The organism is Rhodopseudomonas palustris, assembly GCF_003591005.1.
Taxonomy (GTDB): domain Bacteria; phylum Pseudomonadota; class Alphaproteobacteria; order Rhizobiales; family Xanthobacteraceae; genus Rhodopseudomonas; species Rhodopseudomonas palustris_K.
Genome location: NZ_QYYD01000018.1, coordinates 20,573 through 45,893 on the forward strand (window position 1 = coordinate 20,573; position 25,321 = coordinate 45,893).

The following is a 25,321-nucleotide window of genomic DNA, read 5'->3' on the forward strand; positions in this document are numbered from 1 at the left end:
TTTCTGGAAGGAGAGACTGGCATGCAGTCCGACAAGTTCGACATCAATGAATTGAAGCGCCGGATGCAGGGCGCATCGCAGTCGCTGCAGCACGAGCTCGGCGGTCTGCGCACCGGCCGCGCCTCGGCCTCGATGCTGGAGCCGGTGCAGGTCGACGCCTACGGCACGCACATGCCGCTCAACCAGCTCGCGACCGTGTCGGTCCCCGAGCCGCGGCTGCTGTCGGTGCAGGTCTGGGACAAGTCGATGGTCAAGGCGGTGGAAAAGGCGATCGTCGATTCCAACCTCGGCCTCAGCCCGGCCACCGAAGGCACCGTGCTGCGGCTGCGCATTCCCGAGCTCAACGCCGATCGGCGCAAGGAGCTGGTGAAGGTCGCGCACAAATACGCCGAGGCGGCCCGCGTCGCCGTTCGCCACGTCCGCCGCGACGGCATGGACACCATCAAGAAGCTCGAGAAGGCCCACGAGATTTCCGAGGACGATCAGAAGCGTCTCGATCAGGAAGTGCAGAAGGCCACCGACGCGGCGATCGGCGAGATCGATCAGTTGCTCGCGAACAAGGAAAAAGAAATCATGACCGTTTAGCGTTCCGTGCCGCGGGGCGCGGCATCGAACGAACGGCGGCCGGTGACCTCCGGCCGCCGACGAGGATACTGAGCCGCGGCTTGCGCCGCGGAGTTTGCAATTCGCTACGGAACGAGAATCAGGCGTAGTGCAGCAGGGCGGGCTGCCATTGACCTGCGCGGCATCGGAGCCTTGTGGTCCCCGCTGCCATAACTTATTGATCCGAATTAGTTCTGGCGGGTGAACGGGTACTTCTTCGCGGGATGACGCTTCGGGAATGGACCAATGTCGAAAGCTGCCGCTACCGCGACCGACCGATCGGACCCTCTCACCACGCCGACCCATGTCGCCATCATCATGGACGGCAACGGCCGCTGGGCTGCGGCGCGGGGACTGCCGCGGGCCGAGGGGCATCGCCGCGGCGTCGAGGCGCTGCGCAGGGTGGTGCGGGCCGCCAACGAGATCGGCATCCAGTATCTGACCATCTTCTCGTTCAGTTCCGAAAACTGGACCCGTCCCGCCACCGAGATCGGTGACCTGTTCGGGCTGCTGCGCCGCTTCATTCGCAACGACCTGGCCTCGCTGCATCGCGACGGCGTCCGCGTCCGGGTGATCGGTGAGCGCGACCGGCTCGATCGCGACCTTTGCGCCATGCTCGACGAGGCGCAGGAACTCACCCGCGACAACACCAAGCTGAACCTCGTCGTCGCCTTCAATTACGGCTCGCGCCAGGAAATCGCCAACGCCGCTCAGCGGCTCGCCCGCGAAGTCGCCGAAGGCAAGCGCGACCCGGCGACGATCGATATCGAAACGCTGGGGCGCTATCTCGACGCGCCCGACATTCCGGATCCCGACCTGATCATCCGCACCAGCGGTGAGCAACGATTGTCGAATTTCCTGATGTGGCAGGCGGCGTACAGTGAGCTGGTGTTCGTGCCCATTCACTGGCCGGACTTCGACAAGGCCGCGCTGGAAGGCGCGATCGCCGAATATGCCCGGCGCGAGCGCCGGTTCGGCGGCTTGGCCGCGAAAACAGGATCGTGACACGTTGAGCCAGGATCAGGCGGCGCCAACGCCGGCGGCCGAGCAAGGCTCCCGGAACTTGTGGCTGCGCGTCGCGGCGGCTGTCGTGCTGGCGCCAATGGCGATCGGCATCGCCTATGTGGGCGGCTGGTTGTGGGCAATGCTGGCGACCGCGGTCGCGATCGGGCTGTTGCTGGAATGGCTGACGATCGTTGGTGCGGTGCGCGATTTCCGTGTCCTGGTGATCGGCTGCCTGACGCTGGCGGTGTGCGGGATCGGGCTGATGTTCGACAAACCGGGACCGGCTCTGCTGGCCGCGGTGCTCGGCGTCGGCGGTCTGGTCGTGCTGCATGATCAGCCGCGGCGATGGACCGCGACCGGGCTCGGCTACGCGGCGGTGGCGCTGCTCGCCTCGGTGCTGATCCGGCGCGACCCCGAATACGGCTTTGTGGCGCTGGTCCTGATTTTCCTGATCGTCTGGGGCACCGATATCGGCGGCTACTTCGCCGGTCGCGGCATCGGCGGGCCGAAGCTGTGGCCGCGCGTCAGCCCGAAGAAAACCTGGGCCGGGGCCATCGGCGGGCTGCTCCTCAGCCTTGCAGTGGCGCTCGGCTTCGTGCTCGCCGGATATGGAAAACTCCTTCCGTTGCTGGTTCTTGCAACGGTCCTTTCAACCGTTTCCCAACTCGGCGACCTGTTCGAATCCGCCGTCAAGCGCCGGTTCGGCGTAAAGGATTCCAGCCATATCATTCCCGGCCATGGTGGGCTGCTCGACCGGCTTGACGGCTATGTCGCAGCGGTCGCGCTGGCGGTGCTGATCGGGATGGCGCGGGATTCGGTGGATGGTATTGGCCGCGGTCTTATGGTGTGGTGATCCGATGAGTGCAGTCCCTTTGAAGAATGATCGCCCCGCCCATGACGGGTTGCGCAGCGTCAGCGTCCTCGGCGCCACCGGCTCGATCGGCGACAGCACGCTCGACCTGATCCGGGCCGCGCCGGACAAGTATCGGGTCGAGGCGCTGACCGGCAACGCCAACATCGCCGGTCTCGCCAAGCTGGCGAAGGAATTCAACGCCCGCTTCGTCGCGGTGGCCGATCCGGCCCGGCTCGGCGAACTGCGCGCGGCGCTGGCCGGCACCGACATCGGCTGCGGGGCAGGCGAGAGCGCCCTGATCGAGGCCGCGGCGCGCCCAGCCGATTGGGTGATGGCGGCAATCTCGGGCGCCGCAGGGCTGAAGCCGGCGCTGGCGGCGGTTGATCGCGGCGCTACCGTGGCGCTCGCCAACAAGGAATGCCTGGTCTGCGCCGGGGATTTCTTCATGAGCCGGGCGGTGGCGGCGAACGCCCGCATTCTGCCGGCCGATTCCGAGCACAACGCGCTGTACCAGGCGCTCGCCTCCGGAAATCGCCACGAACTCGTCCGCGTCATCATCACCGCCTCGGGCGGCCCGTTCCGGACCTGGGCCGCCGAGGATATCGAGCAGGCGACGCTGGCGCAGGCGCTCAAGCATCCGAACTGGAGCATGGGCCAGAAGATCACCATCGACTCGGCCTCGATGATGAACAAGGGCCTCGAAGTCATCGAGGCCTCCTACCTGTTCGCGCTGTCGCCCGACGAGATCGATGTGCTGGTGCATCCGCAGTCCATCATCCACGGCATGGTCGAGTTCGCCGATCATTCGGTTGTGGCGCAGCTCGGCGCCCCGGACATGCGGATCCCGATCGCGCACTGCCTCGGCTGGCCCGACCGCATTCCCGGCCGCGCGGCGCGGCTGGATCTCGCCAAGATCGGTCAATTGACCTTCGAAGAGCCTGATCTGAAGCGCTTCCCGGGGCTGCGGCTGGCCTATGACGCGCTCCGCACCGGCAACGGCGCCACCACCGTGTACAACGCCGCCAACGAGGTCGCGGTCGCGGCCTTCATGGCCCAGAAGATCCGGTTCGGCGCGATCGCCCGGCTGGTCGAGGACACCATGAACGGCTGGGTCCGCGCCGGCAATCTGGCGCCGCTCGGCAGCGCCGACGACGCCATCGCCGTTGACCATAGCGCGCGAAAATTGGCTGCCACCCTCTTGCCTCAAATTGCCGCAAAGGCATCCTAGAGAGTTGGGGAACAGGGCCGTCGGTTCTGCTTGAGAGGAATGGGATGGCCGATCTTTTTCTGAACGGGTTCAACACGTTGAGCCACGGGCTGTTGGGCTACGTGGTACCGTTTCTGTTTGTTCTGACGATCGTGGTGTTCTTCCACGAACTCGGGCATTTTCTGGTCGCGCGCTGGAATGGCGTGAAGGTGCTGACCTTCTCGCTCGGCTTCGGTCCGGAGATCGTCGGCTTCAACGACCGCCACGGCACCCGCTGGAAGATCTCGGCAATTCCGCTCGGCGGCTACGTCAAATTCTTCGGCGACGACAGCGAAGCCTCGACTCCCTCCACCGACTCGCTGTCGCAGATGACCGCGGCGGAGCGCTCGGTCAGCTTCCATCACAAGAAGGTCGGCCCTCGCGCCGCCATCGTGGTGGCCGGTCCGGTCGCCAATTTCATCCTGGCAATCGTGCTTTTCACCTTCCTGTTCGCCGTGTTCGGCGTGCCGAGCACCTCGCCGCGGGTCGACAATATTCAGCCGGGCAGCGCCGCCGAAAAGGCCGGCTTCCAGCCGGGCGACGTCATTCTGGCGATCGACGGAAGCAAGATTCAAACCTTCCTCGACATGCAGCGCACGGTCGGCGCCGAAGCCGGGCGCGAACTGAACTTCACAGTGAAGCGCGGCGATTCCACCGTCGACCTCAAGGCGACCCCCGAACTGCGCGAGATCAAAGACCGCTTCGGAAACGTCCAGCGCCTCGGCATCCTCGGCATCAGCCGCTCGACGTCGGCGGGTGAGGTGACCACCGAGCGGGTCAACCCGGCCTCGGCGTTCGTGATGGGGATCAAGGAAACCTGGTTCGTCGTCGATCGCACCTTTGCCTATATCGGCGGCCTGTTCGCCGGCCGCGAGGCCGCCGACCAGCTCGGCGGACCGTTGCGAATCGCTCAGATCTCGGGGCAGGTCGCGACCATCGGCTTCACGCCGCTGCTGCATCTTGCGGCAGTGCTGTCGATCTCGATCGGGCTTCTGAACCTGTTTCCGGTGCCGCTGCTCGATGGCGGGCACCTGATGTTCTATGCGATAGAGGCGGTGCGGGGCCGCCCCTTGTCGGAGCGCGCGCAGGAGATGGGCTTTCGGATCGGATTGGGGTTGGTGCTGATGTTAATGGTTTTCGCGACCTATAACGATATCCTGCATCTGGCTTCGTCTTAACGTTGTGACGCATCGTGGCCGATGGGCAACGTGTTGGAATGAAATTGAAATCGCACTGCGAATGGACGTTTGCCGGTTTGGCAAAATTGTCTACAAGCAAGGCAAGTTGGGGATTCTGTCGGCGCAGGGGCTGCGCGTCGGCAACGGAATGACAAGGGCGCGTTGCGCATGAATGCTGGAATGCGAGTGTTGCGGGGGGGTCTAGTTGCTGCCGCCCTGGTGTTTTTCGCCGGACCGATCGCCACCACGGCGACCGCTGTTCTCACGGCGTCGCCTGCGGCCGCGCAGTCAGCTTCCTCGATCCAGGTCGAGGGCAACCGCCGGGTCGAAGCCGAGACCATTCGCTCCTACTTCAAGCCGGGCCCCGGCGGGCGCCTCGATCAGGGCAGCATCGACGACGGCCTCAAGGCGCTGATCGAGACCGGGCTGTTTCAGGACGTCCGGATCAACCAGGCTGGTGGCCGGCTGGTCGTCAGCGTCATCGAAAACCCGGTGATCGGACGCCTGGCGTTCGAGGGCAACAAGAAGATCAAGGACGAGCAGCTCCAGGGTGAGATCCAGTCGAAGCCGCGCGGCACGCTGTCCCGTCCCGCGGTGCAGTCGGATGCGCTGCGGATCGCTGAAATCTATCGCCGTTCGGGTCGCTACGACGTTCGCGTCGATCCGCAGATCATCGAGCAGCCGAACAACCGCGTCGACCTGATCTTCGTGGTCGAAGAGGGCGCCAAGACCGGCGTGAAGTCGATCGAGTTCATCGGCAACAATGCCTACTCGGCCTATCGTTTGCGCGACGTCATCAAGACCCGCGAGAGCAACCTGCTCAGCTTCCTCGGTTCGGGCGACGTCTACGATCCGGACCGGGTCGAGGCCGACCGCGACCTGATCCGCCGCTTCTATCTCAAGAACGGCTACGCCGACGTCCAGGTGGTCGCCGCGCTGACCGAGTACGACCCGGAGCGCAAGGGCTTCCTGGTCACCTTCAAGATCGAAGAGGGCCAGCAGTACCGCGTCGCCTCCGTGGGCTTTGAATCCACTATCGCCAATTTCGATGCCAATTCGATGCGCGGCTATTCCCGCGTCAATGTCGGCTCGCTCTACAACGCCGAGGCGCTGGAGAAGTCGGTCGAAGAGATGCAGATCGAGATGTCGCGGCGCGGCTACGCGTTCGCGACGGTGCGGCCGCGCGGCGACCGCAACTTCGAAACCCACACCGTCTCGATCGTGTTCTCGATCGAAGAGGGCCCGCGGGTCTACATCGAGCGCATCAACGTCGTCGGCAACACCCGGACCCGCGACTACGTCATCCGCCGCGAGTTCGACATCGCCGAGGGCGACGCCTACAACCGCGCGCTGGTCGATCGTGCCGAGCGCCGGCTGAAGAACCTCGACTTCTTCAAGTCCGTGAAGATCACCACCGAGCCCGGCTCGTCGAGCGACCGCGTCATCCTCGTGGTCAACCTCGAAGAAAAATCGACCGGCGACTTCTCGGTGTCGGGCGGCTATTCGACCAGCGACGGTGCGCTGGGCGAAGTCAGCGTTTCGGAACGCAACTTCCTCGGCCGGGGCCTGTTCGCCAAGGCGACCGTGCAGTACGGCCAGTATGCCCGCGGCTACTCGCTGTCCTTCGTCGAGCCCTATCTGCTCGACTACCGGGTCGCGCTTGGTCTCGACATCTATCAGCGCGAGCAGATGCCGAACAGCTACATCTCCTACGGCACCAAGACGCTCGGCTTCAGCCCGCGCCTCGGCTTCGCGCTGCGTGAAGACCTGACGCTGCAGCTGCGCTACTCGCTGTATCGGCAGGAGATCACGCTGCCGTCTTATCTGAGCAATTGTAACAACAACCTCGGCAGCCCGAACTACTTCCCGACGCCGCAGTTCATCAACGCCGGCAACCCGAACAACACTGGCTTCGGCGCTCTGGGTTGCTACGGCGACGGCGAGGCTTCGCTGCCGGTCCGCATCGGTCTGTCGAACGGCGCCTACTGGACGTCGTCGGTCGGCTACACCCTGACCTACAACACCCTCGACAACACCCGGAACCCGACTGACGGTCTGCTCGTCGACTTCCGCCAGGATTTCGCCGGCGTCGGCGGCGACGTGAAGTTCCTCAAGACCGCGTTCGATGCGAAGTACTACACGCCGCTGGTTTCGGAAGTCGTCGGCATCATCCATCTGCAGGCCGGCAATCTGAGCAGCTATGGCGACAACCAGCTGCGCATGCTCGACCACTTCCAGATGGGTCCGAACCTGGTCCGCGGCTTCGCGCCGAACGGTATCGGTCCGCGCGACATCGGCCAGTACGCCTTCTACGGCTACGGCGGCGACGCGCTCGGCGGCACCAACTATTGGGGTGCGTCGGTCGAGTTGCAGATGCCGTTCTGGTTCCTGCCGAAGGAAGTCGGGCTCAAGGGCGCCGTCTATGCCGACGCCGGCTCGCTGTTCGACTACAAGGGCCCGACGTCGTGGACGGTCACCAACGAAGTCAACACGCCAGGCTGCATTCCGGCGAGCCAGACCTCGATCGGCACCTGCACCGGTCTGAACTACGACGACACCAATACGGTCCGCACCTCGGTCGGTGTCGGCCTGATCTGGGCCTCGCCGTTCGGTCCGCTGCGCTTCGACTACGCGGTTCCGATCACCAAGGGCAAATACGACCGCGTCCAGGAATTCAAATTCGGCGGCGGGACTTCGTTCTAAGTCCCGCGGTCCGGACTGCGACCGCAGGATGACCTCGACCTTGTTCTTCAAACCGCGGCCGTCGTCGACGCTGGCAGAGATTGCCAGCGCGACGGGGGCGGAGTTGGCCGATCCCACGCGGGCCGACACCATCATCACCGGCATCGCCTCGCTCGACGAGGCGGGGCCGATGCACCTGACATTCTTCGAAAACCTGCGCTACGCCGGCGATCTCGAGACGACGCGCGCCGGCGCCTGTCTGGTCAGCGCGCGATTTGAGGGCCGCGTCCCGCCGCACGTCGCGGTGCTGCGCAGCAAACGGCCGTTTCACGCCTTCGTCGCCTACAGCCGGCAGATTTACGAGGACGCGTTGCGACCGGAACCGGATTTCGGCGCCGGCGGCATCTCACCGACCGCAGTAATCCATCCTAGCGCGCGGCTCGAGGACGACGTCATCGTCGAGCCGCTCGCGGTGATCGGCCCGGATGTGGAGATCGGCTCCGGCACAGTGATCGGCGCGGGTGTGGTGCTCGCCACCGGCGTCAAGATCGGTCGCGACTGCAACATCGGCACCGGGACCAATATCCAGCGCGCGTTGATCGGCAACAACGTGCTGATCCATCCCGGCTGTCATATCGGGCAGGACGGCTTCGGCTTCATCTTCGCCGGCCGCCATACCAAGGTTCCGCAGATCGGCCGGGTGATCATCCAGAACGACGTCGAACTCGGCGCAGGGACAACGGTCGATCGCGGCAGTCTGCGTGACACCGTGATCGGCGAGGGCACCAAGATCGACAATCAGGTTCAGGTCGGCCACAACGTAGTAATTGGTCGAAATTGTGTTGTTGCCGCAAAATGCGGTCTTGCCGGCAGCCTGACGCTGGGCGACAACGTCGCGCTGGGCGCCATGGTCGGCATCAACAATCACGTTACGATTGGCGACGGTGCGCAGATCACCGCGATGAGCGGGGTCAAGGACAGCGTGCCGGCCGGCGAACGCTGGGGCGGTTTCTTCGCTAAACCGACCAAGCAGTGGTTCCGCGAGATCCTCGCGGTCGAACGACTGGGCCGCAGCATGGCTCCGGGCGCCGCTGCGAAGTCGGGCGACATCGACAAGGATTAGGGCTGATGGAATCGCCGATACGTTTTGCGGATGTGGACATCAACACCATCCTGAAGACCCTGCCGCACCGCTTCCCGTTTCTGCTGATCGACCGTGTGAAGAACATCCGCGAAGACTACAGCGGCATCGGCGTCAAGAACGTCAGCTACAACGAGCCGGCCTTCCTCGGGCATTTCCCCGAGCGGCCGGTGTATCCGGGCGTGCTGATGATCGAAGGTATGGCGCAGACCGCCGGCGTGATCGGTATTCTGTCGGTGACCGGCACCGAGCAGCCGCGGGCTGTGTACTTCCTGACGATCGACAAGTGCAAGTTCCGCAAGCCGGTGCTGCCGGGCGACACCGTCGAGTATCACCTGACCCGCACCGGTCGCCGCAAGACGATGTGGTGGTTTCACGGCGAGGCCAAGGTCAACGGCCAGATCGTCGCTGAAGCCGATGTCGGCGCGATGCTGGCCGACTGATCGCACCGGATGAGCAGCATCGATCCCACCGCACGCATTGAAGACGGCGCCATCCTTGGCGACGAAGTCAGCATCGGCCCGTTCTGCACGATCGGCCCCCATGTCCGCATCGGCGCCAGCACCAGACTGATCAGCCACGTCAACGTCACCGGCCACACCACGATCGGCGACGGCTGCACCATCCACCCGTTCGTGTCGCTCGGCGGCGCGCCGCAGTCGACCGGCTACAAGGGCGAGCCGACGACGCTGACGATCGGCAGCGCCTGCACGATCCGCGAAAACGTCACCATGAACACCGGCACGGTCGGCGGCGGCGGCATCACGCGGGTCGGCGACCGCGGCTTCTTCATGGCCGGCAGCCATGTCGGGCACGACTGCATCGTCGGCAACGACGTGATCTTCGCCAATGCGGCGACGCTCGGCGGCCATTGCGAGATCGGCGACTTCACCTTCATCGGCGGCATGACGGTGCTGCAGCAATTCACCCGGGTCGGCCCGCAGGTGATGATCGGCGGTATGACCGGGCTGCGCAATCACGTCATTCCCTACGCGCTCGCCAACGGCATCTATGCGAAGCTGTCCGGATTGAATATCGTCGGCATGCGCCGGCGCAAGTTCACCAAGGAGCGGCTGCGAATTGTGCGCGCGTTCTACGACGAACTGTTTTACAGCGCCGGCCCGATCGCCGAACGGCTGGAGCGCGTGCGCCCGCGTACGGCGGACGATCCGGCGATCGCCGAGATCGTCGGCTTCATCGACGACATCAAGGGCCGCGGCGGCCGCGCACAGCGCGTCGCGCTGTGCATGGCGCGCGAGGGCGGCGCGAGCGTCAACGAAGACGACGACGCCTGACCGGCCGGCGCTCCGGCCATGACGGAATCTCTCCCACCGCTCGGCAGCAGGATCGGCATCATTGCCGGCGGCGGCACGCTGCCGTTCGCGGTTGCGGATTCGCTGGCGGCGCGTGGCGTCACGCCGGTGCTGTTCGCGCTGAAGGGCGCGTGCGACGCCGGGCGGGTCGCGAACTATCGGCACCATTGGCTGGGGCTCGGCGCGTTCGGCAAGCTGCTCGGCCTGCTGCGTGCCGAACAGTGCCGCGACCTGGTGTTCATCGGCTCGCTGGTGCGGCCGTCGCTGACCGAGCTCCGGCTCGACTGGGGCGCGCTGAAGGTCTTGCCGACAATCCTCGCCGCCTATCGCGGCGGTGACGATCATCTGCTCACCGGCATCGGCAGCCTATTCGAGCGTCACGGCTTTCGTCTGCTCGGCCTGCAGGACGTCGCCCGCGATCTCTTGATGCCGGAAGGCTGCCTGAGCAGGACGGCGCCCGACGCGGCTGTCCAAACGGATATCGCGAAGGGAAGGGCGCTGCTGACGGCGCTGAGCCCGTTCGACATCGGCCAGGGCTGCGTGGTGATCGAGGGGCACGTCGTCGCGGTTGAAGACACCGGGGGCACCGACGAGCTGCTGCGCCGCATTGCGCAGCTCCGAACCAACGGCAGGATCAGCGCCAAGCCGGGTCGCGGCGTCCTGGTGAAGGCGCCGAAGGCCGGCCAGGACTTGCGGTTCGATCTGCCGGCGCTCGGCCCGCAAACCATCGCGGGATTGGTCGCCGCGCAACTCGGCGGCGTCGCCGTCGTCGCCGGTCACACCGTGGTGGCCGAACCGCAGGCGATGATCGAAGCGGCCGACAAGGCCGGTCTGTTCGTGGTCGGGACGCGGTGATGATGGCCGCGACGCCGGACGATGTCCGCACGATTTATCTGATCGCTACCGAAGAGTCCGGCGACCGCCTCGGCGGCGCACTGATGCGCGAATTGCGCGCCCGGTACGGCGACCGCGTCCGCATCGAGGGCATCGGCGGCCACACGATGGCGGACGAGGGTCTGATCTCGCTGTTTCCGATCGAGGAGCTGTCGATCATTGGCTTCGCCGCCGTGGTGCGGCGGCTGCCGAGCATCTTTAAGCTGATCCGGCGCGCCGCCGATGCGGCGCTCGCCGCCAAGCCCGACGTGCTGGTGATCATCGACAGTCCCGACTTCACCCACCGCGTCGCGCGGCGGGTGCGGCGGCGCGATCCGTCGATCCCGATCGTCGACTACGTGTCGCCGACGGTGTGGGCGTGGCGGCCGGGCCGGGCACGGGCGATGCTCGGCTATGTCGATCACGTTCTGGCGCTGCTGCCGTTCGAGCCCGACGAGTATCGCCGGCTGAACGGCCCGCCGTGTACTTATGTCGGCCATCCGCTGACCGCGCAGATCGCGTCGCTGCGGCCCGACGTCGAGGAGCAGGCGCGGCGTGATGCCGAGCCGCCGGTGCTGCTGGTGCTGCCCGGCAGCCGGCGCAGCGAGGTTCGCCATCACGCCGCCGCGTTCGGCGCGACGCTGGCGCAGCTGCGGCGCGATGGCGTGGCGTTCGAGCCGGTGCTGCCGACCACGCCGCATCTGGCGCCGTTGGTCCGCGAGGCGGTCGCCGATTGGGAGGTGCAGCCACGCATCGTCGTCGGCGAGCAGGACAAGCGCGCCGCGTTCCGCTCTGCGCGCGCCGCGCTGGCGAAGTCCGGCACGGTGACGCTAGAGCTGGCGATCGCCGGCGTGCCGATGGTGACGGCGTATCGGGCCGGCAGCGTCGAGATCTGGATCGCGCGCCGCGTCGTCCGCCCGGGCACCGTCATCCTCGCCAATCTGGTGATCGGCCAGCACGTGGTGCCGGAATTCATCCAGCAAGACTGCGTCCCGGACAAACTCGCGCCGGCGCTGCGCGAACTACTTGCCGACACGCCTGCACGACAGCGCCAGCTCGATGCGTTTGCCACCATCGACGGCATCCTGTCCACCGGCGTCCAGACGCCCAGCGCGAGGGCGGCCGATATCGTGCTCGAGGTGATGAGCAAGCGGCGCGTGGTTAGCTAACTCCGTCTGAGAGCCGGCGCCCGGTGTTGGCGTCGATCATGAGAGTCGGTTAGTTCGCTCACAGATTCCGTCATGCCCGGCCTTGTGCCGGGCATCCACGCCTTGCTGAGACAGCCGCAGCAAAGGCGTGGATGGCCGGGACAAGCCCGGCCATGACGGCGTTGTGCAGAGGCTGGTCACCGTGTGCGTAGTCGCTAATTCTGCGGCAACAACACAAACGAAAAGGACCGGCGCCAGGCCGGTCCTTTTGCTGTTTTGCGGTGCTGAAGATCAGCTGCGCTTGTCGATGTCGACGTAGTCGCGGGTGGTGGCGCCGGTGAAGAGCTGGCGCGGACGGCCGATCTTCTGCTGCGGATCCTCGATCATCTCGCTCCACTGGCTGATCCAGCCGACGGTGCGGGCGACCGCGAACAGCACGGTGAACATGTCGGTCGGGAAGCCCATCGCCTTCAGCGTGATGCCCGAATAGAAGTCGACGTTCGGGTACAGCTTGCGGTCGATGAAGTACTGATCGCTGAGCGCGATCTTCTCGAGCTCCATCGCCACCTTGAGCAGCGGGTCGCCGTGATGGCCGGTCTCGGCCAGCACTTCGTGGCAGACCTGCTGCATGATCTTGGCGCGCGGATCGTAGTTCTTGTAGACGCGGTGGCCGAAGCCCATCAGCCGCACCGACGAGTTCTTGTCCTTCACCTTGGCGATGAAGTCCGGGATGTTCGACACATCGCCGATCTCCTTGAGCATCGCCAGCGCCGCCTCGTTGGCGCCGCCGTGCGCCGGGCCCCACAGGCAGGCGATGCCGGCCGCGATGCAGGCGAACGGGTTGGCGCCCGACGAGCCGGCGATGCGGACCGTCGAGGTCGAGGCGTTCTGCTCGTGGTCGGCGTGCAGCGTGAAGATCTTGTCGAGCGCGTTCGCCAGCACCGGGTTGACGACGTACTCTTCGCACGGCGTGGCGAAGCACATCCGCATGAAGTTGGCGGCGTAGCCCAGCGAGTTCTTCGGATAGATGAAGGGCTGGCCGACCGAGTACTTGTAGGCCATGGCGGCCAACGTCGGCACCTTGGCGATCATCCGGATCGAGGCGACCATTCGCTGGGTCGGATCATTGATGTCGGTGGAGTCGTGGTAGAACGCGGCCAGCGCGCCGACCGAAGCCACCATCACGGCCATCGGATGCGCGTCGCGGCGGAAGCCGTTGAAGAATCGCGACATCTGATCGTGCACCATGTTGTGGCGCGTGACGCGGTAGTCGAAGTCTTCCTTCTGCGCCTTGGTCGGCAGCTCGCCGTACAGCAGCAGATAGCAGGTCTCGAGGAAGTCGCCTTTTTCGGCGAGTTGCTCGATCGGGTAGCCGCGATACTGCAGAATGCCTGCGTCGCCGTCGATATAGGTGATCTTCGACTGACAGCTCGCCGTCGAGGTGGAGCCCGGATCGTAGGTAAACATCCCGGTCTGGCCGTACAGCTTGGCGATGTCGATGACATCCGGGCCGACCGTTCCGGTCAGAACCGGAAGATCATAGGTCTTGTTTCCAACCGTGAGCGTTGCTGTCTTGTTGTTGGTCGTTGCGTCCATCGTGTGGTCCCCGATGTCGTTGTCGAAACCAGCGGCGACGCACCGAAAATGCGAGCGAGACTGGTTGGCCTAAAAGCACACGCGGAATGCGTAGCTCATTGCTGTGTGCACCGCAAGGCGGCCCGATTGCGGGCCTCTCCTGCAGCCGCTAAGCGGCCTGATCCGCCAGTCGCGACAGGCATTCGTCGCGCCCCAGCACGGCCAAAACGTCGAAAATCCCGGGCGACGTGGTCCGCCCCGTCAGTGCCACCCGCAGCGGCTGCGCCACGGCGCCGAGCTTCAATCCGGCCTCCTCGGCGAAGGCGCGCATCGCGGCCTCGGCGGTCGCCGCCGTCCAGGGCGAAACGTTCTCGAGCGCCGCCCGTAAACGCCCGATCAGCGCCCGGGTTTCTGGAGTGAGCACCGCCTGGGCCTTGGCGTCGATCGCAAGCGGCCGCTCGGCCAGGATGAAGCCGGCATTGTCGAGCAGTTCCAGCAGGGTTTTGGCGCGCTCCTTCAATCCCGGCATCGCCTGCAGCAACTGGGCCCGGGTGGTATCCGTCAGCCGGGCCGCAATCGCCGGCCCCTGCGGGATGTAGTGCAGCAGGTCTTCCAGCTGGGTCACGAGGGATTGATCGTCGCTGTGCCGGATGTAGTGGCCGTTGAGGCTCTCCAGCTTGGCGAAATCGAACCGCGCCGCCGAACGGCCAATCGACTGCAGGTCGAAGGCGTCGATCATTTCCTGCGTGGTAAAGATTTCCTGATCGCCATGGCTCCAGCCGAGCCGCACCAGATAGTTGCGCAGCGCTGCCGGCAAGTAGCCCATCGCACGGTACGCGTCGACGCCGAGCGCGCCGTGGCGCTTCGACAGCTTCGAGCCGTCCGGGCCGTGGATCAGCGGGATGTGCGCCATCACCGGCAGCTCCCAGCCCATCGCGTCGTAGATCTGCTTCTGCCGCGCGGCGTTGATCAGATGGTCGTCACCGCGGATGACATGGGTGACCTCCATGTCGTGGTCGTCGACCACGACGGCGAGCATGTAGGTCGGCGTGCCGTCGCCGCGCAGCAGCACCAGGTCGTCGAGGTTCTCGTTCTGCCACGCAACGCGGCCCTGCACCTGATCCTCGATCACGGTCTCGCCGGTCAGCGGCGCCTTGAGCCGGATGGTCGGCTTGACGCCCTCGGGAGCCTCGGCCGGATCGCGGTCGCGCCAGCTGCCGTCGTACAGTTTGGAGCGGCCCTCGGCGCGCGCCTTGTCGCGCATCGCGGCGAGCTCCTCGGCGGTCGCGTAGCAGTAATAGGCCTTGCCCGCGGCCAGCAGCTGCTCGGCGACCTCGCGGTGCCGGGCGGCGCGGGCGAACTGGTAGACGGTGTCGCCATCCCATTCGATGCCGAGCCATTTCAAGCCGTCCAGGATGGCCTCGATCGCCGGCTGGGTCGAGCGCTGGCGGTCCGTGTCCTCGATTCGCAGCAGCATCTTGCCGCCGTGCTTGCGCGCGTACAGCCAGTTGAACAGCGCGGTGCGGCCACCGCCGATATGGAGGAAGCCGGTGGGCGAGGGCGCGAAGCGGGTGACGACAGGACGGGTCATGCGATGCTGGGATTGGAGCGCGCCGGAGCGGCGCGCAGGGTGTATAGCAGGATCGGCGCATAACTAAAGTGGCCCGCGACCCCCGCGGGGGTTGGCGCGGGCCCCCGGATTTGGCAGATACCGGCCCGGGTTCCGATAGGAAGAAAGATCGATTGATGACCACGGCAGACGCAACGACCGAGCCAGGGCGCGACTTCATCCGCGACATCGTCCAGGCCGATCTGGAATCCGGCAGGCACCGGACGGTGGTGACGCGGTTCCCGCCGGAGCCGAACGGCTATCTGCATATCGGCCATGCCAAGTCGATCGCGCTGAATTTCGGGATCGCCCAGGAATTCGGCGGCCGCTGCAACCTGCGCTTCGACGACACCAACCCGACCAAGGAAGAGCAGGAATATATCGATTCCATCCAGGCCGACGTCCGCTGGCTTGGCTTCGATTGGGGCGAAAACGTCTTCTACGCATCGGACTATTTCGACCAGCTCTACGCCTGGGCCGAACTGATGATCCGCAACGGCGACGCCTATGTGGACGATCAGTCACAGGACGAGATCCGCGAGAGCCGCGGCACGCTGACTGAGCCCGGCACAAACAGCCCGTTTCGCGATCGCTCGGTCGAGGAGAACCTCGACCTGTTTCGCCGGATGAAGGCGGGCGAGTTTCCGAACGGCGCGCGGGTGCTGCGCGCCAAGATCGACATGGCGTCCGGCAACATCAACCTGCGCGACCCGGTGCTGTACCGCATCCTGCACGCGCATCATCCGCGCACCGGCGAAGCCTGGTCGATCTATCCGAGCTACGACTACGCGCACGGCCAGTCCGACGCGATCGAGGGCGTGACGCATTCGATCTGTACGCTGGAGTTCGAGGATCACCGGCCGCTGTATGAGTGGCTGCTGTCGAAGCTGCCGGTGCCGTCGCAGCCCAAACAGTACGAATTCGCCCGCCTCAACATCACCTACACGCTGCTGTCGAAGCGGGTGCTGACCGAACTGGTGCGCGGCGGCCATGTCGCCGGCTGGGACGATCCGCGGATGCCGACGATGGCCGGCATGAAGCGGCGCGGCGTGCCGCCGGCTGCGATCCGCGAATTCGTCAAGCGCATCGGTGTCGCCAAGGCCAACAGCGTGGTCGATGTCGGCATGCTGGAGTTTTGCATCCGCGAGGAGCTGAACCGCACGGCGCAGCGCCGAATGGCGGTGCTGCGGCCGCTGAAGGTGGTGATCGAGAACTATCCGGAAGGTCAGACCGAGGAACTCGAGGCGATCAATCATCCTGACGATCCGTCCGCCGGCACCCGCAAGATCAGCTTCGGCCGCGAGATCTACATCGAGCAGGACGATTTCATGGAAACGCCGCCGAAGAAATTCTTCCGGCTGTTTCCCGGCAACGAGGTGCGGCTGCGCTACGCGTATTTCATCAAGTGCCGCGAGGTGGTGAAGAACGACGCCGGCGAGATCGTCGAGCTGCGCTGCACCTACGATCCGGAAACCCGCGGCGGCAACGCGCCGGACGGCCGCAAGGTCAAGGGCACCATTCACTGGCTGTCGGCCGCGTCCTCGGTGCCGGCCGAGATCCGGATCTACAACCAGCTGTTCGCCAATCCGGCGCCGAGCGCCGCGACCTTCGCGGCCGATCTCAATCCGCAGTCGCTCGACGTGCTGACCGATGCGCGGATCGAGCCGGAGGTAGCGGCGAGCAATTCGGCCGAGCCGATGCAGTTCGAGCGGCAGGGTTACTTCGTCCGCGATGCCGACTCCACCGCGGACAAGCCGGTGTTCAATCGGACCATCGGGTTGCGCGATACCTTCGCCAAGGAAGTCGGCGGTAAAAGCTGATAGTTCGCGCCGGCAATGATTGCCGGCGCTCGCGAGCTGCTCCAGTCTGCATGCGCGCCTGATGGGGGTTGCGTGCGGTGGAACGGGGGCGAGCCAAAGCGAGGACGTGGCCAACGCGGGCTGCGCGTGCAGCCGCGCCTCTGCAGTGGTTATCCTCGGTGTGGCCGGCGGTCGTCGAGCGGCTCCGGGATTGGGCGCGCGCCGAGGCAGGGCCCGGGAGACTGCTGCCTTATGTGCCGGTCGCGTTCGGCGCCGGGATTGCCCTGTACTTCGCCGCAGACCACGAGCCGATTGCGTGGGTCGCGGGCGCCGCGGCCGCCGTGCTCGGCTTTGTCGCCGTGCTGTTGCGACGGACGCGGGCTTTTCCGGCAACGCTGCTGATCGCCGCATTCGCGGCGGGCTTTGCCACGGTGGCACTGAAGGCGTCACGCATCGCGCATCCGGTACTCGACAAACCGCTGCCGTCGGTCGCACTGAAAGGCTTCGTCGAGACGCATGAGGAGCGCGAGCGCAGCGATCGCTTCGTGCTGCGCATCACCGAAATGGATGCAGCCGGCCGCGCGCCGACATTGCGCCGCGTCCGGGTCTCGGTGCGCAAGGGCGCGGCGCCGGCGGTCGGCAGCTTCGTGGCGTTGAAGGCACGCCTTGGGCCGCCGCTGGCTCCGGTGCGGCCCGGCGCCTATGATTTCGGCCGCGATCTGTATTTCCAGGACATCGCCGCGTCCGGCTTCGTGCTCGGCGCCATCACCAGGCTCGAACCGCCGGAGGAGGGCGGCCGGCGGCTGCGCTACGCGGCGATCATGCAGGGATTGCGCGACTCGATCGACGCGCGGATCCGCGGAACGCTCGCCGGCGATCAGCGCGCCATCGCCACCGCGCTGCTCACCGGGCGGCGCGACGCGATCACGGCGCCGGTCAACGACGCGATGTTCATCTCAGGGCTCGGCCACGTGCTGTCGATCTCCGGCTATCACATGGCGGTTGTGGCCGGCGTGGTGTTCTTCGTGGTGCGCGCGCTGCTGGCGCTCGTCCCGACGCTGACGGTGACGTTTCCGATCAAGAAGGTCGCGGCCGCCGCGGCGCTGGTCGCGGCGGCGTTCTACCTGCTGCTGTCCGGCGCCGAGGTGGCGACCCAGCGCAGCTTCCTAATGACCGCGGTGGTGCTGATCGCCGTGATGGTCGACCGCCGCGCCATCACCTTTCGCACGCTGGCGATCGCCGCGCTGATCGTGCTGCTGATCGCGCCGGAAGCGCTGGTGCATCCGAGCTTCCAGATGTCGTTCGCCGCGACGCTCGGGCTGGTGGCGCTGGTGCAGATCGGGCTGCCGGCGCTGTTCGCGCGCGCTGATAGTTCGGCGACCGCACGCGCGGCGCTGTGGGGTGGGCGTGAGATCGTGATGCTGACGCTGGCGTCGCTGGTCGCCGGCCTCGCCACCATGTCGTACGCCGCCTATCACTTCCACCGCATCACGCCTTATGGCGTCGTCGCCAATCTGCTGGCGATGCCCATGGTGACCGCGGTGGTGATGCCGGCGGGACTGCTCGGGCTCGCCGCGATGCCGTTCGGGCTGGACGGCGTGTTCTGGCGGATCATGGAAATCGGCATCGACTGGATGATCGTGGTGGCGTTGTGGGTGGCGACGCTGCCGGGCGCGGTCGGCCGCATGGCCGCGTTCGGCACCGGGCCGCTGCTGCTGGCGTCGCTGGGGATCGTGCTGCTCGGGCTGCTGCATACGCCGCTGCGCTACGGCGGCGCGCTCCTGCTTGTTGCGGCAAGCGGCTGGGCATTGTCGGCACCACAGCCGGATGTTCTGATTGCGAGCGACGGCCGGCAGGTCGCGGTGCGCGGCGCTGACGGGCGGCTGCGGGTGATGCAGAGCGGTGCCGACGCCTTTCGGACCAAGGAATGGCTTGCGGCCGATGCGGATTCGCGGATGCCGGATGCGCCCTCGCTACGCGACGGCATGTCGTGCGATGCGGATGGTTGCGTCGCGGCAGTCGCTGGCGGCGGACTGGTCGCGCTGTCGTTTCGCGCCGATGGGCTGGCGGACGATTGCGCGCGGGCGAGGCTGGTGGTGACTCTGGCGCAGCCGCCGCCGGACTGCGCGGCGCGGCTGATCGGCGGCGATCAGCTCAAGAGCCAAGGCGCGCTGGCGTTGTGGCAAACCGAGCGGAGGGGACAAAGCCGCGCCATCGGCTTCGCGATCGAAGCGGTGCGACCGCAGAGCCGCGACAGGCCGTGGTCGCCTGCGCCCGTCGAGGCCGCGGCAGTCGCAGACGCACCGGCCACTTCGCCGTCACCCGGCGGATCGCGGCCACGCCCGGCACCAGTCGATGCCACCCCGGCGCCGGCGGATCAGTCGGCCGACGACTGAACCTCAGTACTTGCGATACAGCCCGACCAGCTTGCCCTGGATGCGGACGCGATTGGGCGGCAGGATGCGGACCTCGTAGGCGGCGTTGGCGGGCTCCAGCGCGATCGAGGCGCCGCGGCGGCGGAAGCGCTTCAGCGTGGCTTCCTCCTCATCGATCAGCGCCACCACGATGTCGCCGGTGTCGGCGCTCTCGTTGCGCTGGATCAGCGCCATGTCGCCGTCGAGAATGCCGGCCTCGACCATTGAATCGCCGCGCACTTCCAGCGCGTAGTGCTCGCCGGCGCCGAGCATCTCGGGCGGCACGCTGATGGTGTGGCTGCGGGTCTGCAGCGCTTCGATCGGCGTACCGGCGGCGATTCGGCCCATCACCGGCACGGCGACGTTGCGGTCGGTCTCGTGTTCGACCGGCTGCGGGCTGGGCGGGCGGACCTTGCCGAGATTGCCTTCGATCACGCTCGGGGTGAAGCCGCGTCGGCCGCCGGCATTGCCGCCGAGATCCGGCAGCTTGATCACTTCGATGGCGCGGGCGCGGTTGGGCAGGCGGCGGATGAAGCCGCGCTCTTCCAGAGCGGTGATCAGCCGGTGGATGCCCGATTTGGAGCGCAAATCCAGCGCGTCCTTCATCTCGTCGAAGGAGGGCGGAACGCCGGCTTCCTTCAGCCGCTCGTTGATGAACTTCAGGAGCTCAAACTGTTTGCGCGTCAGCATCGACCATTCCCCAATCCGGCGACGATCGCCTGCGGTCGTTCATCACGCGAGGACCGCGAACAACGATGACCACATGAATCGAAACAAATCATGAACGAACACTATCTGTTCGGCTTGTGTTCCGCAACCTCTTAATTGACCGACTGCAAATGCCGCGATGGCTACAGCGGCAGCTTAAGGATGTCGCAGGGCGCGCCGGCCGAAGCGTTCGGCGCGTGCGGCGGGCGAATGATCAGCGCCTGCGCCGCCGACAGCCGTGCCAGCAGGGACGAGTCCTGGCGATCGACCGGAGTCGCCACTAGGCGGCCGTCGTCGCCCGCGTGCAGACGCGCCCGCAGATAGTCCTCACGCTGATCGTTGGCGGCCAGCGCCGCGCCGAGCACCGCCGGTTCGCGGCGATGCATCACCTCGGTCATGCCCGACAGCGCGCGTAGCAGCGGCACCATGAACAGGAAGGCGCAGACATAGGACGACACCGGATTGCCGGGCAGGCCGATCACCCGCATCGGGCCGAGGCTTCCTTGCATCATCGGTTTGCCGGGGCGCATCGCGATCTTCCAGAACGCGATCTGCGTCCCTTCCGATTCCAGCGACTGCTTGACGAGGTCATGGTCGCCGGCCGAGGCACCGCCGGTGGTGACCAGCAGGTCGACGCCGAGGTCGCGGGCCTTGCGGATCGCCGCCGTGGTCGCCTCGACGGTGTCGGCGGCGATGCCGAGATCGATCACCTCGGCGCCTTCGCTGCGCGCCAGCGCGCGCAGCGCGTAGCCGTTGGAGTACACGATCTGACCGGGTTGCAGGCTGCTGCCGGGCATCACCAGCTCGTCGCCGGTGGCGAGCATCGCCACGCGCGGCCGGCGATAAACCGGCAGCGCCGGATGATTCATGCCGGCGGCGAGCGCGAGGTCGCGGTCGTTCAGCCGACGTCCGGCACGCAGCAGGATTTCGCCTTCGGTGAAGTCGACGCCGGCCGGCCGAATATGGCGGCCCAGCTTGGCAGCTTCGGTGATCGTCACGTGATCACCATCGCGCACCGTGTCTTCCTGGATCACCACGCTGTCGGCGCCACCGGGGATCACGCCGCCGGTGAAGATGCGCAGCGCCTCGCCCGGGCCGACGCTGAGCGTCGCCGGCTTGCCGGCCGCAATCTCGCCGATCACGGTGAGCCGCGCCGGCACGGTCGCGACGTCCACGGCGCGCACTGCATAGCCATCCATCGCCGACATCGGCTGCGGCGGCTGGGTTCGCAGCGCGGCGAGATCGCGCGCCAGCACGCGGCCATGGCTATCCTCGAGCGGGACGGATTCGGGAGCGAGGCCCGCGGCGCCGCTCAGCACCGCGGCGAGCGCATCGGCGACCGGCATCAGCGCCATAGGGCGACCCCGGAGCGGGTGAAGGAAAGTTGCGGCGCAGGACGGTGCAGGCGGCTCATGCTTCGGCTTTAGGTGGGCCGCGCCGCTTGCGCAAGCTCCGCTACACCGGGGGGCGACTTCGAGCCCAACCAAATCCTAATTGTCCAAACAGGATCGGCAGCGCTAGGACGGCGTCTCGACGGATCGAGCAGCAGGCCAAAGGGGTGCAGATGGGTGACGATTTTGCCAAATGGCTGCTGCGCATCGTCGGCGTGATCGGGCTGATCGCGTTCGGCACTGCCTATGCAGTGCGGCACGACTGGAGCAAAGGCTGGATGCCGTCAGCCAGCCCGGACTACGCGCCGCCGGCCGCGAGTGCGCCGGAGGCCGTTGCCGCTGCGCCTCCGGCTGCGCAGGTCCAGGCTCCGGCGGTGACAGCCACCGCGCCGGCGGCCGCGCCTCCGGCTGCCGCACTGTCGACGACCGTGACGGAGGCGCCGGCCGTGGTGCGGGCGAGCAGCCCGTGCCAGCCGATCGGCCGTACCGCGAAAGGCGAATTGGTGTACTCGATGGACTGTCGGTCGCTGCCGGCGCCATAGCAGGCAGCCTCGATCAGCAAGTGACTGTGCCTTCCGTCACGCCGGGCATCCGCGCCAAACGCCGCATCGTGTATCAGTCGATGATCTCGGCGCCTTCGGCTTTGAGGCGGGACAGGCCTTTTTTCATGTGCTGGATGCGGTCGGCGGAGTGGGGCTGCCAGTTCGTGACTTCGGCGACGACGCGCAGCGGGTGCTTGGAGCGGTAGGACAGCGTTGGATTGCCGGGAAATTTCTTGTCGGTCACGTTCGGATCGTCGTCGAATTCGCCGGTCGGCTCGACCACGTAGATGCGCTGCCGGCCGTCCCCGGTCGCGAGTTCGGCGCCCCAGATCGCGGCGTCGAGCGTGGCGGTGAAATACACCCAGGATAGCGGTGCAACGTCGGTGAAGTTCGACGGATAGCCCACCGCGATCAAATCGCCGGGCGCAAGGTCTGCGCGGGTCCCGTGAAAGAACTGGCGGACGAACATGGTGGCGGCGGACATCGGCGGTGCCTCTCCTGCGGTGCTTACGCTGGGTCGTCCTTGGCCTGCACCATCACCGGCAGATACACGTCGGCGAATTCCGGGGGGAGGCGGCGGGGGCGACCGCTGGACATCTCGATGCAGACGAGCTGCCAGCGGCCGCGCATCACGGTGGCGCGGTCGCGCGGGCGGATCAACTGGAAGCGGCGTTCCATCACCAGCCTGCCGTCGCTGCCGTAGATCCACGTGGCGAGCAGCATCTCATCACCAAGATGGCTTGGCAGCAGATAGTCATATTCGCCGCGGCGGATCGCCATCGCGCGGTCAATGCGCTGCCAGTCGGCGAGCGCGAGGCCGAGCGCTTCGGAATGTGCCCAACCGACGCTGTCGCACCAGCGCACGTAGACCGAGTTGTTGGTGTGATTGAGGCCGTCGATATCGGTGGAGCCGGGCACCACGGTCAGCGTGAACGGGTTGGGGTAGTCCCAATCGAAGTCGGTCGCGGCGTCGGTCATGGCCACTCGTCGGTCATTCGGATGGGCGATCACAGCCCGAGTTGATCAAGCGCCTGCGCGACGTCGGCGCTGGAACGGACATGCACAGCATGCAGGCCATGCGCGCGCGCGGCGTCGATGTTTTCGGCCAGATCGTCGAAGAACACAATGCGGTCCGGGGAAATGCCGATCGCCTTGACGACGTGGTCGTAGGCCTCGGCATTCGGCTTGCGCATACCGATCCGCGACGACAGGAACAGCTCGCGGAAATGCACCAGCAGATGCGCGTATTGCTCGGAGAAATGCGCGATGTGCGCATCGTTGGTGTTGGACAGTGCGTACAGCGGCAGATGCTGCGCAGCGCGTGCGAGCAGCGGGCCGATGCCGGGCATCTCGCCGATGAAGATCGCGTTCCAGCCGTCGCGCAGCGCGTCGTCGGACAGCTCGAGTCTCAGCACCTGGCGGACCGCCGCAAAGAATTCCGCGTCCGTGACATGGCCGGTCTCGTAGCGGTGGAAGGTGTCGTTGGCGGCCAGCCGCGCCATCGTGGCGGCCGGATCGCTGCCGAGCTCCACCGCCCAGGCCTTCAGCGTGCGCGCGAGATCGAAATCAATCACCACGCGGCCGAGATCGAACAACAGCGCGTCGGCCGCGCCGGGGGACAGGGAGGACGTCATCAGACAGGCCTAGCAGCATTGCGGGACGGTGGCGAGATGCCGACGGAAGTCTAGTATCGTGCAGAAACATTGAGGTTCCACGACAACCGTTTGTTCATGCGTCACTGCCTAGAACAGCACAACTGCGCAGCGACGTGCGTCCTCGAAGCGCGACGCACGCGGTGCCGGATCTCTCAGCGGCGATCGCTATGCGCATGGGAAGTCGACCTCTGTTCGCTGTCTGCCAGTCGCCGGATGGTTTGCGATGCTGAGCGGAGGCGGCCGCGCGGGTGGCAGGAAGAAGGTCGAGGAGGATCATGCCGGCGGCCACGGCTGGTTCGTGACTTTCGCCGATCTGATGGGCTTGCTCGTCAGCTTCTTCCTTGTGCTGGTGTCGTTCTCCACCCAGGACCTGCACAAGATGCAGATCGTCGCCGGCTCGATGCGCGACGCGTTCGGCGTGCAGCAGGAGTCGCGCTATTCGGGCGTGATCGAGACCGATGGCGTGCCGGTGCAGGGCAAGGTCCGCAGCAAGCTGAACGTGGCGCCTGATCAGTCCAGCGCGACGCCGAGCCAGCTCGATGCCGAGGCCGCGGAGCTCGCCTCCCGGACCAAAGCAGAGCGCGACTTCGCCTTGGCGTCGGCGTCGCTACGCCAGGCGTTGATGGACTCACCGGAGCTCGCCGAACTATCCAAGAACGTCGTGTTCGAGCAAACTCCAACCGGGCTCAATCTCGAGCTGACCGATCAGGACGGCCGCCCGATGTTTCCGGACGGCTCGGCGACGCCTTACGAGGCGGCGCGGCTGCTGATCGCGCGGCTGGCGGGACCATTGCGCGCCACCGCGCTGCGGATCTCGATCGTCGGTCACACCGCCACGGTGCCGGTCTCGGCGGGCGACGACTACGATGCGTTCGATCTGTCGACGAGCCGCGCCAATGCCGTGCGTCAGATTCTAAAGCGCGAGGGCCTCGCGTCAGACAGGGTGATGTCGGTGGCCGGCAAGGGCGACGGCGATCCGCTGTTTCCGGACGCCCCGACCATTGCTGCCAATCGTCGAGTCACGATCAGCCTGCTCCGCGAAAACCCGCCGCTGCCGGAGGATCTGCGACGCTGAGGCGCGTCCGGACGACATCGCCGCCTGATCAAATCGCGATCGTCTTTGTCATGGCGGGGCGCAGCGTGGAGTCGAGGTTCCAGGGGCTGAAGCGCTTCACTGCTTGACCAAAGCAAGTCCAGGTTCTGCTTGCTGTCCGCGGCTTCAGAACGCCACGCCGACGCGGCGCGCGCGGCGCCACACGGTTCGGCATTTCTTTCTGGTGCCGCCGTGCAGCAGTTCGAAGCGCTGGGGCAGGGTGACGTCGGCGGTGAGCTCGATGCAGGCACCGCCAGCGGAGTAGTCCACGACGTGGCATGGTACCACCGGCAGCTTGGGGCCGACGATCAGGCTCGCGGCGCGCGAGACCAGCCCGCTCGGACGCACCCGTGCAAATCGTCGCTCCTGGACCATCATCAACTCTCGCATCGCCGGCTTGCTGCTCGGCGCATTGCACCTCGAAGTCGTTAAATTCCGTTTGCTTGAAAGCCTGGCGCCCGGGACAATGCGAGATTGTCCCGGGCGCACCAGC

Annotated in this window: 23 protein-coding genes; 15 read left to right on the forward strand and 8 right to left on the reverse strand. The window is 66.3% G+C overall.

The features are described 5' to 3' along the window. Positions 1-21 precede the first annotated feature (21 nt). The 11 genes from frr to lpxB all read left to right on the forward strand — a co-directional run bounded on the left by frr (position 22) and on the right by lpxB (position 12,063). Positions 22-585, forward strand: a complete 564-nt coding sequence (gene frr / locus D4Q52_RS17295) for a ribosome recycling factor (RefSeq protein ID WP_119857815.1) — start codon at positions 22-24, stop codon at positions 583-585. A 264-nt stretch (positions 586-849) separates the two neighbouring features. Beyond that, positions 850-1,608 carry an isoprenyl transferase gene (locus D4Q52_RS17300; RefSeq protein WP_119857816.1) on the forward strand — a complete coding sequence of 253 codons (759 nt, stop codon included), beginning with the start codon at positions 850-852 and terminating at the stop codon, positions 1,606-1,608. Positions 1,609-1,612: 4 nt separating this feature from the next. After that, positions 1,613-2,461 (forward strand): phosphatidate cytidylyltransferase, encoded by an 849-nt coding sequence (locus D4Q52_RS17305; RefSeq protein ID WP_119857817.1) that lies wholly within the window; start codon positions 1,613-1,615, stop codon positions 2,459-2,461. Positions 2,462-2,465: 4 nt separating this feature from the next. Then, entirely contained in the window at positions 2,466-3,689 is a 1,224-nt protein-coding gene (dxr, locus tag D4Q52_RS17310; RefSeq protein ID WP_119857818.1) for a 1-deoxy-D-xylulose-5-phosphate reductoisomerase, read from the forward strand. A gap of 44 nt (positions 3,690-3,733) precedes the next feature. Beyond that, positions 3,734-4,885, forward strand: coding sequence for an RIP metalloprotease RseP (rseP, locus tag D4Q52_RS17315; protein ID WP_119857819.1), 1,152 nt, complete (start codon positions 3,734-3,736; stop codon positions 4,883-4,885). A 168-nt stretch (positions 4,886-5,053) separates the two neighbouring features. Continuing rightward, positions 5,054-7,588, forward strand: coding sequence for an outer membrane protein assembly factor BamA (bamA, locus tag D4Q52_RS17320; protein WP_119857820.1), 2,535 nt, complete (start codon positions 5,054-5,056; stop codon positions 7,586-7,588). Positions 7,589-7,616: 28 nt separating this feature from the next. Then, a complete protein-coding gene (gene lpxD / locus D4Q52_RS17325; protein ID WP_119857821.1) occupies positions 7,617-8,690 on the forward strand; it encodes a UDP-3-O-(3-hydroxymyristoyl)glucosamine N-acyltransferase in 1,074 nt (357 codons plus the stop codon). Positions 8,691-8,695: 5 nt separating this feature from the next. Then, positions 8,696-9,151, forward strand: a complete 456-nt coding sequence (fabZ, locus tag D4Q52_RS17330; protein WP_119857822.1) for a 3-hydroxyacyl-ACP dehydratase FabZ — start codon at positions 8,696-8,698, stop codon at positions 9,149-9,151. 9 nt (positions 9,152-9,160) lie between these two features. After that, positions 9,161-10,003 carry an acyl-ACP--UDP-N-acetylglucosamine O-acyltransferase gene (gene lpxA, locus D4Q52_RS17335; protein ID WP_119857823.1) on the forward strand — a complete coding sequence of 281 codons (843 nt, stop codon included), beginning with the start codon at positions 9,161-9,163 and terminating at the stop codon, positions 10,001-10,003. Positions 10,004-10,021: 18 nt separating this feature from the next. Beyond that, on the forward strand, positions 10,022-10,876 hold the full coding sequence (locus D4Q52_RS17340) for an LpxI family protein (protein WP_119857824.1): 855 nt from the start codon (positions 10,022-10,024) through the stop codon (positions 10,874-10,876). A gap of 2 nt (positions 10,877-10,878) precedes the next feature. Next, on the forward strand, positions 10,879-12,063 hold the full coding sequence (gene lpxB / locus D4Q52_RS17345; RefSeq protein ID WP_425328494.1) for a lipid-A-disaccharide synthase: 1,185 nt from the start codon (positions 10,879-10,881) through the stop codon (positions 12,061-12,063). 270 nt (positions 12,064-12,333) lie between these two features. On the opposite strand, the gene gltA is transcribed toward lpxB, so the two are convergent. Both gltA and gltX read right to left on the reverse strand, forming a co-directional pair. Continuing rightward, complete coding sequence (gene gltA / locus D4Q52_RS17350) at positions 12,334-13,638, reverse strand: citrate synthase (RefSeq protein ID WP_119857826.1); 1,305 nt, start codon at positions 13,636-13,638, stop codon at positions 12,334-12,336. A 148-nt stretch (positions 13,639-13,786) separates the two neighbouring features. After that, positions 13,787-15,208 carry a glutamate--tRNA ligase gene (gene gltX, locus D4Q52_RS17355; RefSeq protein ID WP_119857827.1) on the reverse strand — a complete coding sequence of 474 codons (1,422 nt, stop codon included), beginning with the start codon at positions 15,206-15,208 and terminating at the stop codon, positions 13,787-13,789. 155 nt (positions 15,209-15,363) lie between these two features. On the opposite strand from gltX, the gene D4Q52_RS17360 reads away from it, so the two are divergent. Together D4Q52_RS17360 and D4Q52_RS17365 are read left to right on the forward strand one after the other, a co-directional pair. Beyond that, entirely contained in the window at positions 15,364-17,046 is a 1,683-nt protein-coding gene (locus D4Q52_RS17360) for a glutamine--tRNA ligase/YqeY domain fusion protein (RefSeq protein ID WP_119857828.1), read from the forward strand. A 77-nt stretch (positions 17,047-17,123) separates the two neighbouring features. Next, positions 17,124-19,421, forward strand: coding sequence for a ComEC/Rec2 family competence protein (locus tag D4Q52_RS17365; RefSeq protein WP_119857913.1), 2,298 nt, complete (start codon positions 17,124-17,126; stop codon positions 19,419-19,421). 3 nt (positions 19,422-19,424) lie between these two features. Here D4Q52_RS17365 and lexA read toward each other — a convergent pair whose 3' ends face one another. Continuing rightward, the gene (gene lexA / locus D4Q52_RS17370; protein WP_119857829.1) at positions 19,425-20,129 is read right to left on the reverse strand and encodes a transcriptional repressor LexA; all 705 of its coding nucleotides are present in this window, start codon (positions 20,127-20,129) and stop codon (positions 19,425-19,427) included. Between the two features lie 161 nt (positions 20,130-20,290). Beyond that, positions 20,291-21,502 carry a gephyrin-like molybdotransferase Glp gene (gene glp, locus D4Q52_RS17375; RefSeq protein ID WP_119857830.1) on the reverse strand — a complete coding sequence of 404 codons (1,212 nt, stop codon included), beginning with the start codon at positions 21,500-21,502 and terminating at the stop codon, positions 20,291-20,293. Positions 21,503-21,711: 209 nt separating this feature from the next. Here glp and D4Q52_RS17380 point away from each other — a divergent pair, with 209 nt between their 5' ends. Then, positions 21,712-22,080: a hypothetical protein gene (locus D4Q52_RS17380; protein ID WP_119857831.1), complete on the forward strand. Its 369-nt coding sequence runs from the start codon at positions 21,712-21,714 to the stop codon at positions 22,078-22,080. A 73-nt stretch (positions 22,081-22,153) separates the two neighbouring features. Here the strand turns inward: D4Q52_RS17380 and arr are convergent, their stop codons facing one another. Genes arr through D4Q52_RS17395 form a run of 3 tightly spaced genes read right to left on the reverse strand, consistent with a single transcriptional unit; the run spans position 22,154 to position 23,714 of the window. Continuing rightward, positions 22,154-22,564, reverse strand: coding sequence for an NAD(+)--rifampin ADP-ribosyltransferase (arr, locus tag D4Q52_RS17385; RefSeq protein ID WP_119857832.1), 411 nt, complete (start codon positions 22,562-22,564; stop codon positions 22,154-22,156). A 23-nt stretch (positions 22,565-22,587) separates the two neighbouring features. Then, positions 22,588-23,058: an acyl-CoA thioesterase gene (locus D4Q52_RS17390; protein ID WP_119857833.1), complete on the reverse strand. Its 471-nt coding sequence runs from the start codon at positions 23,056-23,058 to the stop codon at positions 22,588-22,590. A gap of 29 nt (positions 23,059-23,087) precedes the next feature. Beyond that, positions 23,088-23,714 carry an HAD family hydrolase gene (locus tag D4Q52_RS17395; RefSeq protein WP_119857834.1) on the reverse strand — a complete coding sequence of 209 codons (627 nt, stop codon included), beginning with the start codon at positions 23,712-23,714 and terminating at the stop codon, positions 23,088-23,090. A gap of 244 nt (positions 23,715-23,958) precedes the next feature. Here D4Q52_RS17395 and D4Q52_RS17400 point away from each other — a divergent pair, with 244 nt between their 5' ends. Next, the gene (locus D4Q52_RS17400; protein WP_119857835.1) at positions 23,959-24,810 is read left to right on the forward strand and encodes an OmpA/MotB family protein; all 852 of its coding nucleotides are present in this window, start codon (positions 23,959-23,961) and stop codon (positions 24,808-24,810) included. A 144-nt stretch (positions 24,811-24,954) separates the two neighbouring features. On the opposite strand, the gene D4Q52_RS17405 is transcribed toward D4Q52_RS17400, so the two are convergent. Continuing rightward, positions 24,955-25,203 carry a PilZ domain-containing protein gene (locus D4Q52_RS17405; RefSeq protein WP_119857914.1) on the reverse strand — a complete coding sequence of 83 codons (249 nt, stop codon included), beginning with the start codon at positions 25,201-25,203 and terminating at the stop codon, positions 24,955-24,957. Between the last annotated feature and the right edge of the window lie 118 nt (positions 25,204-25,321).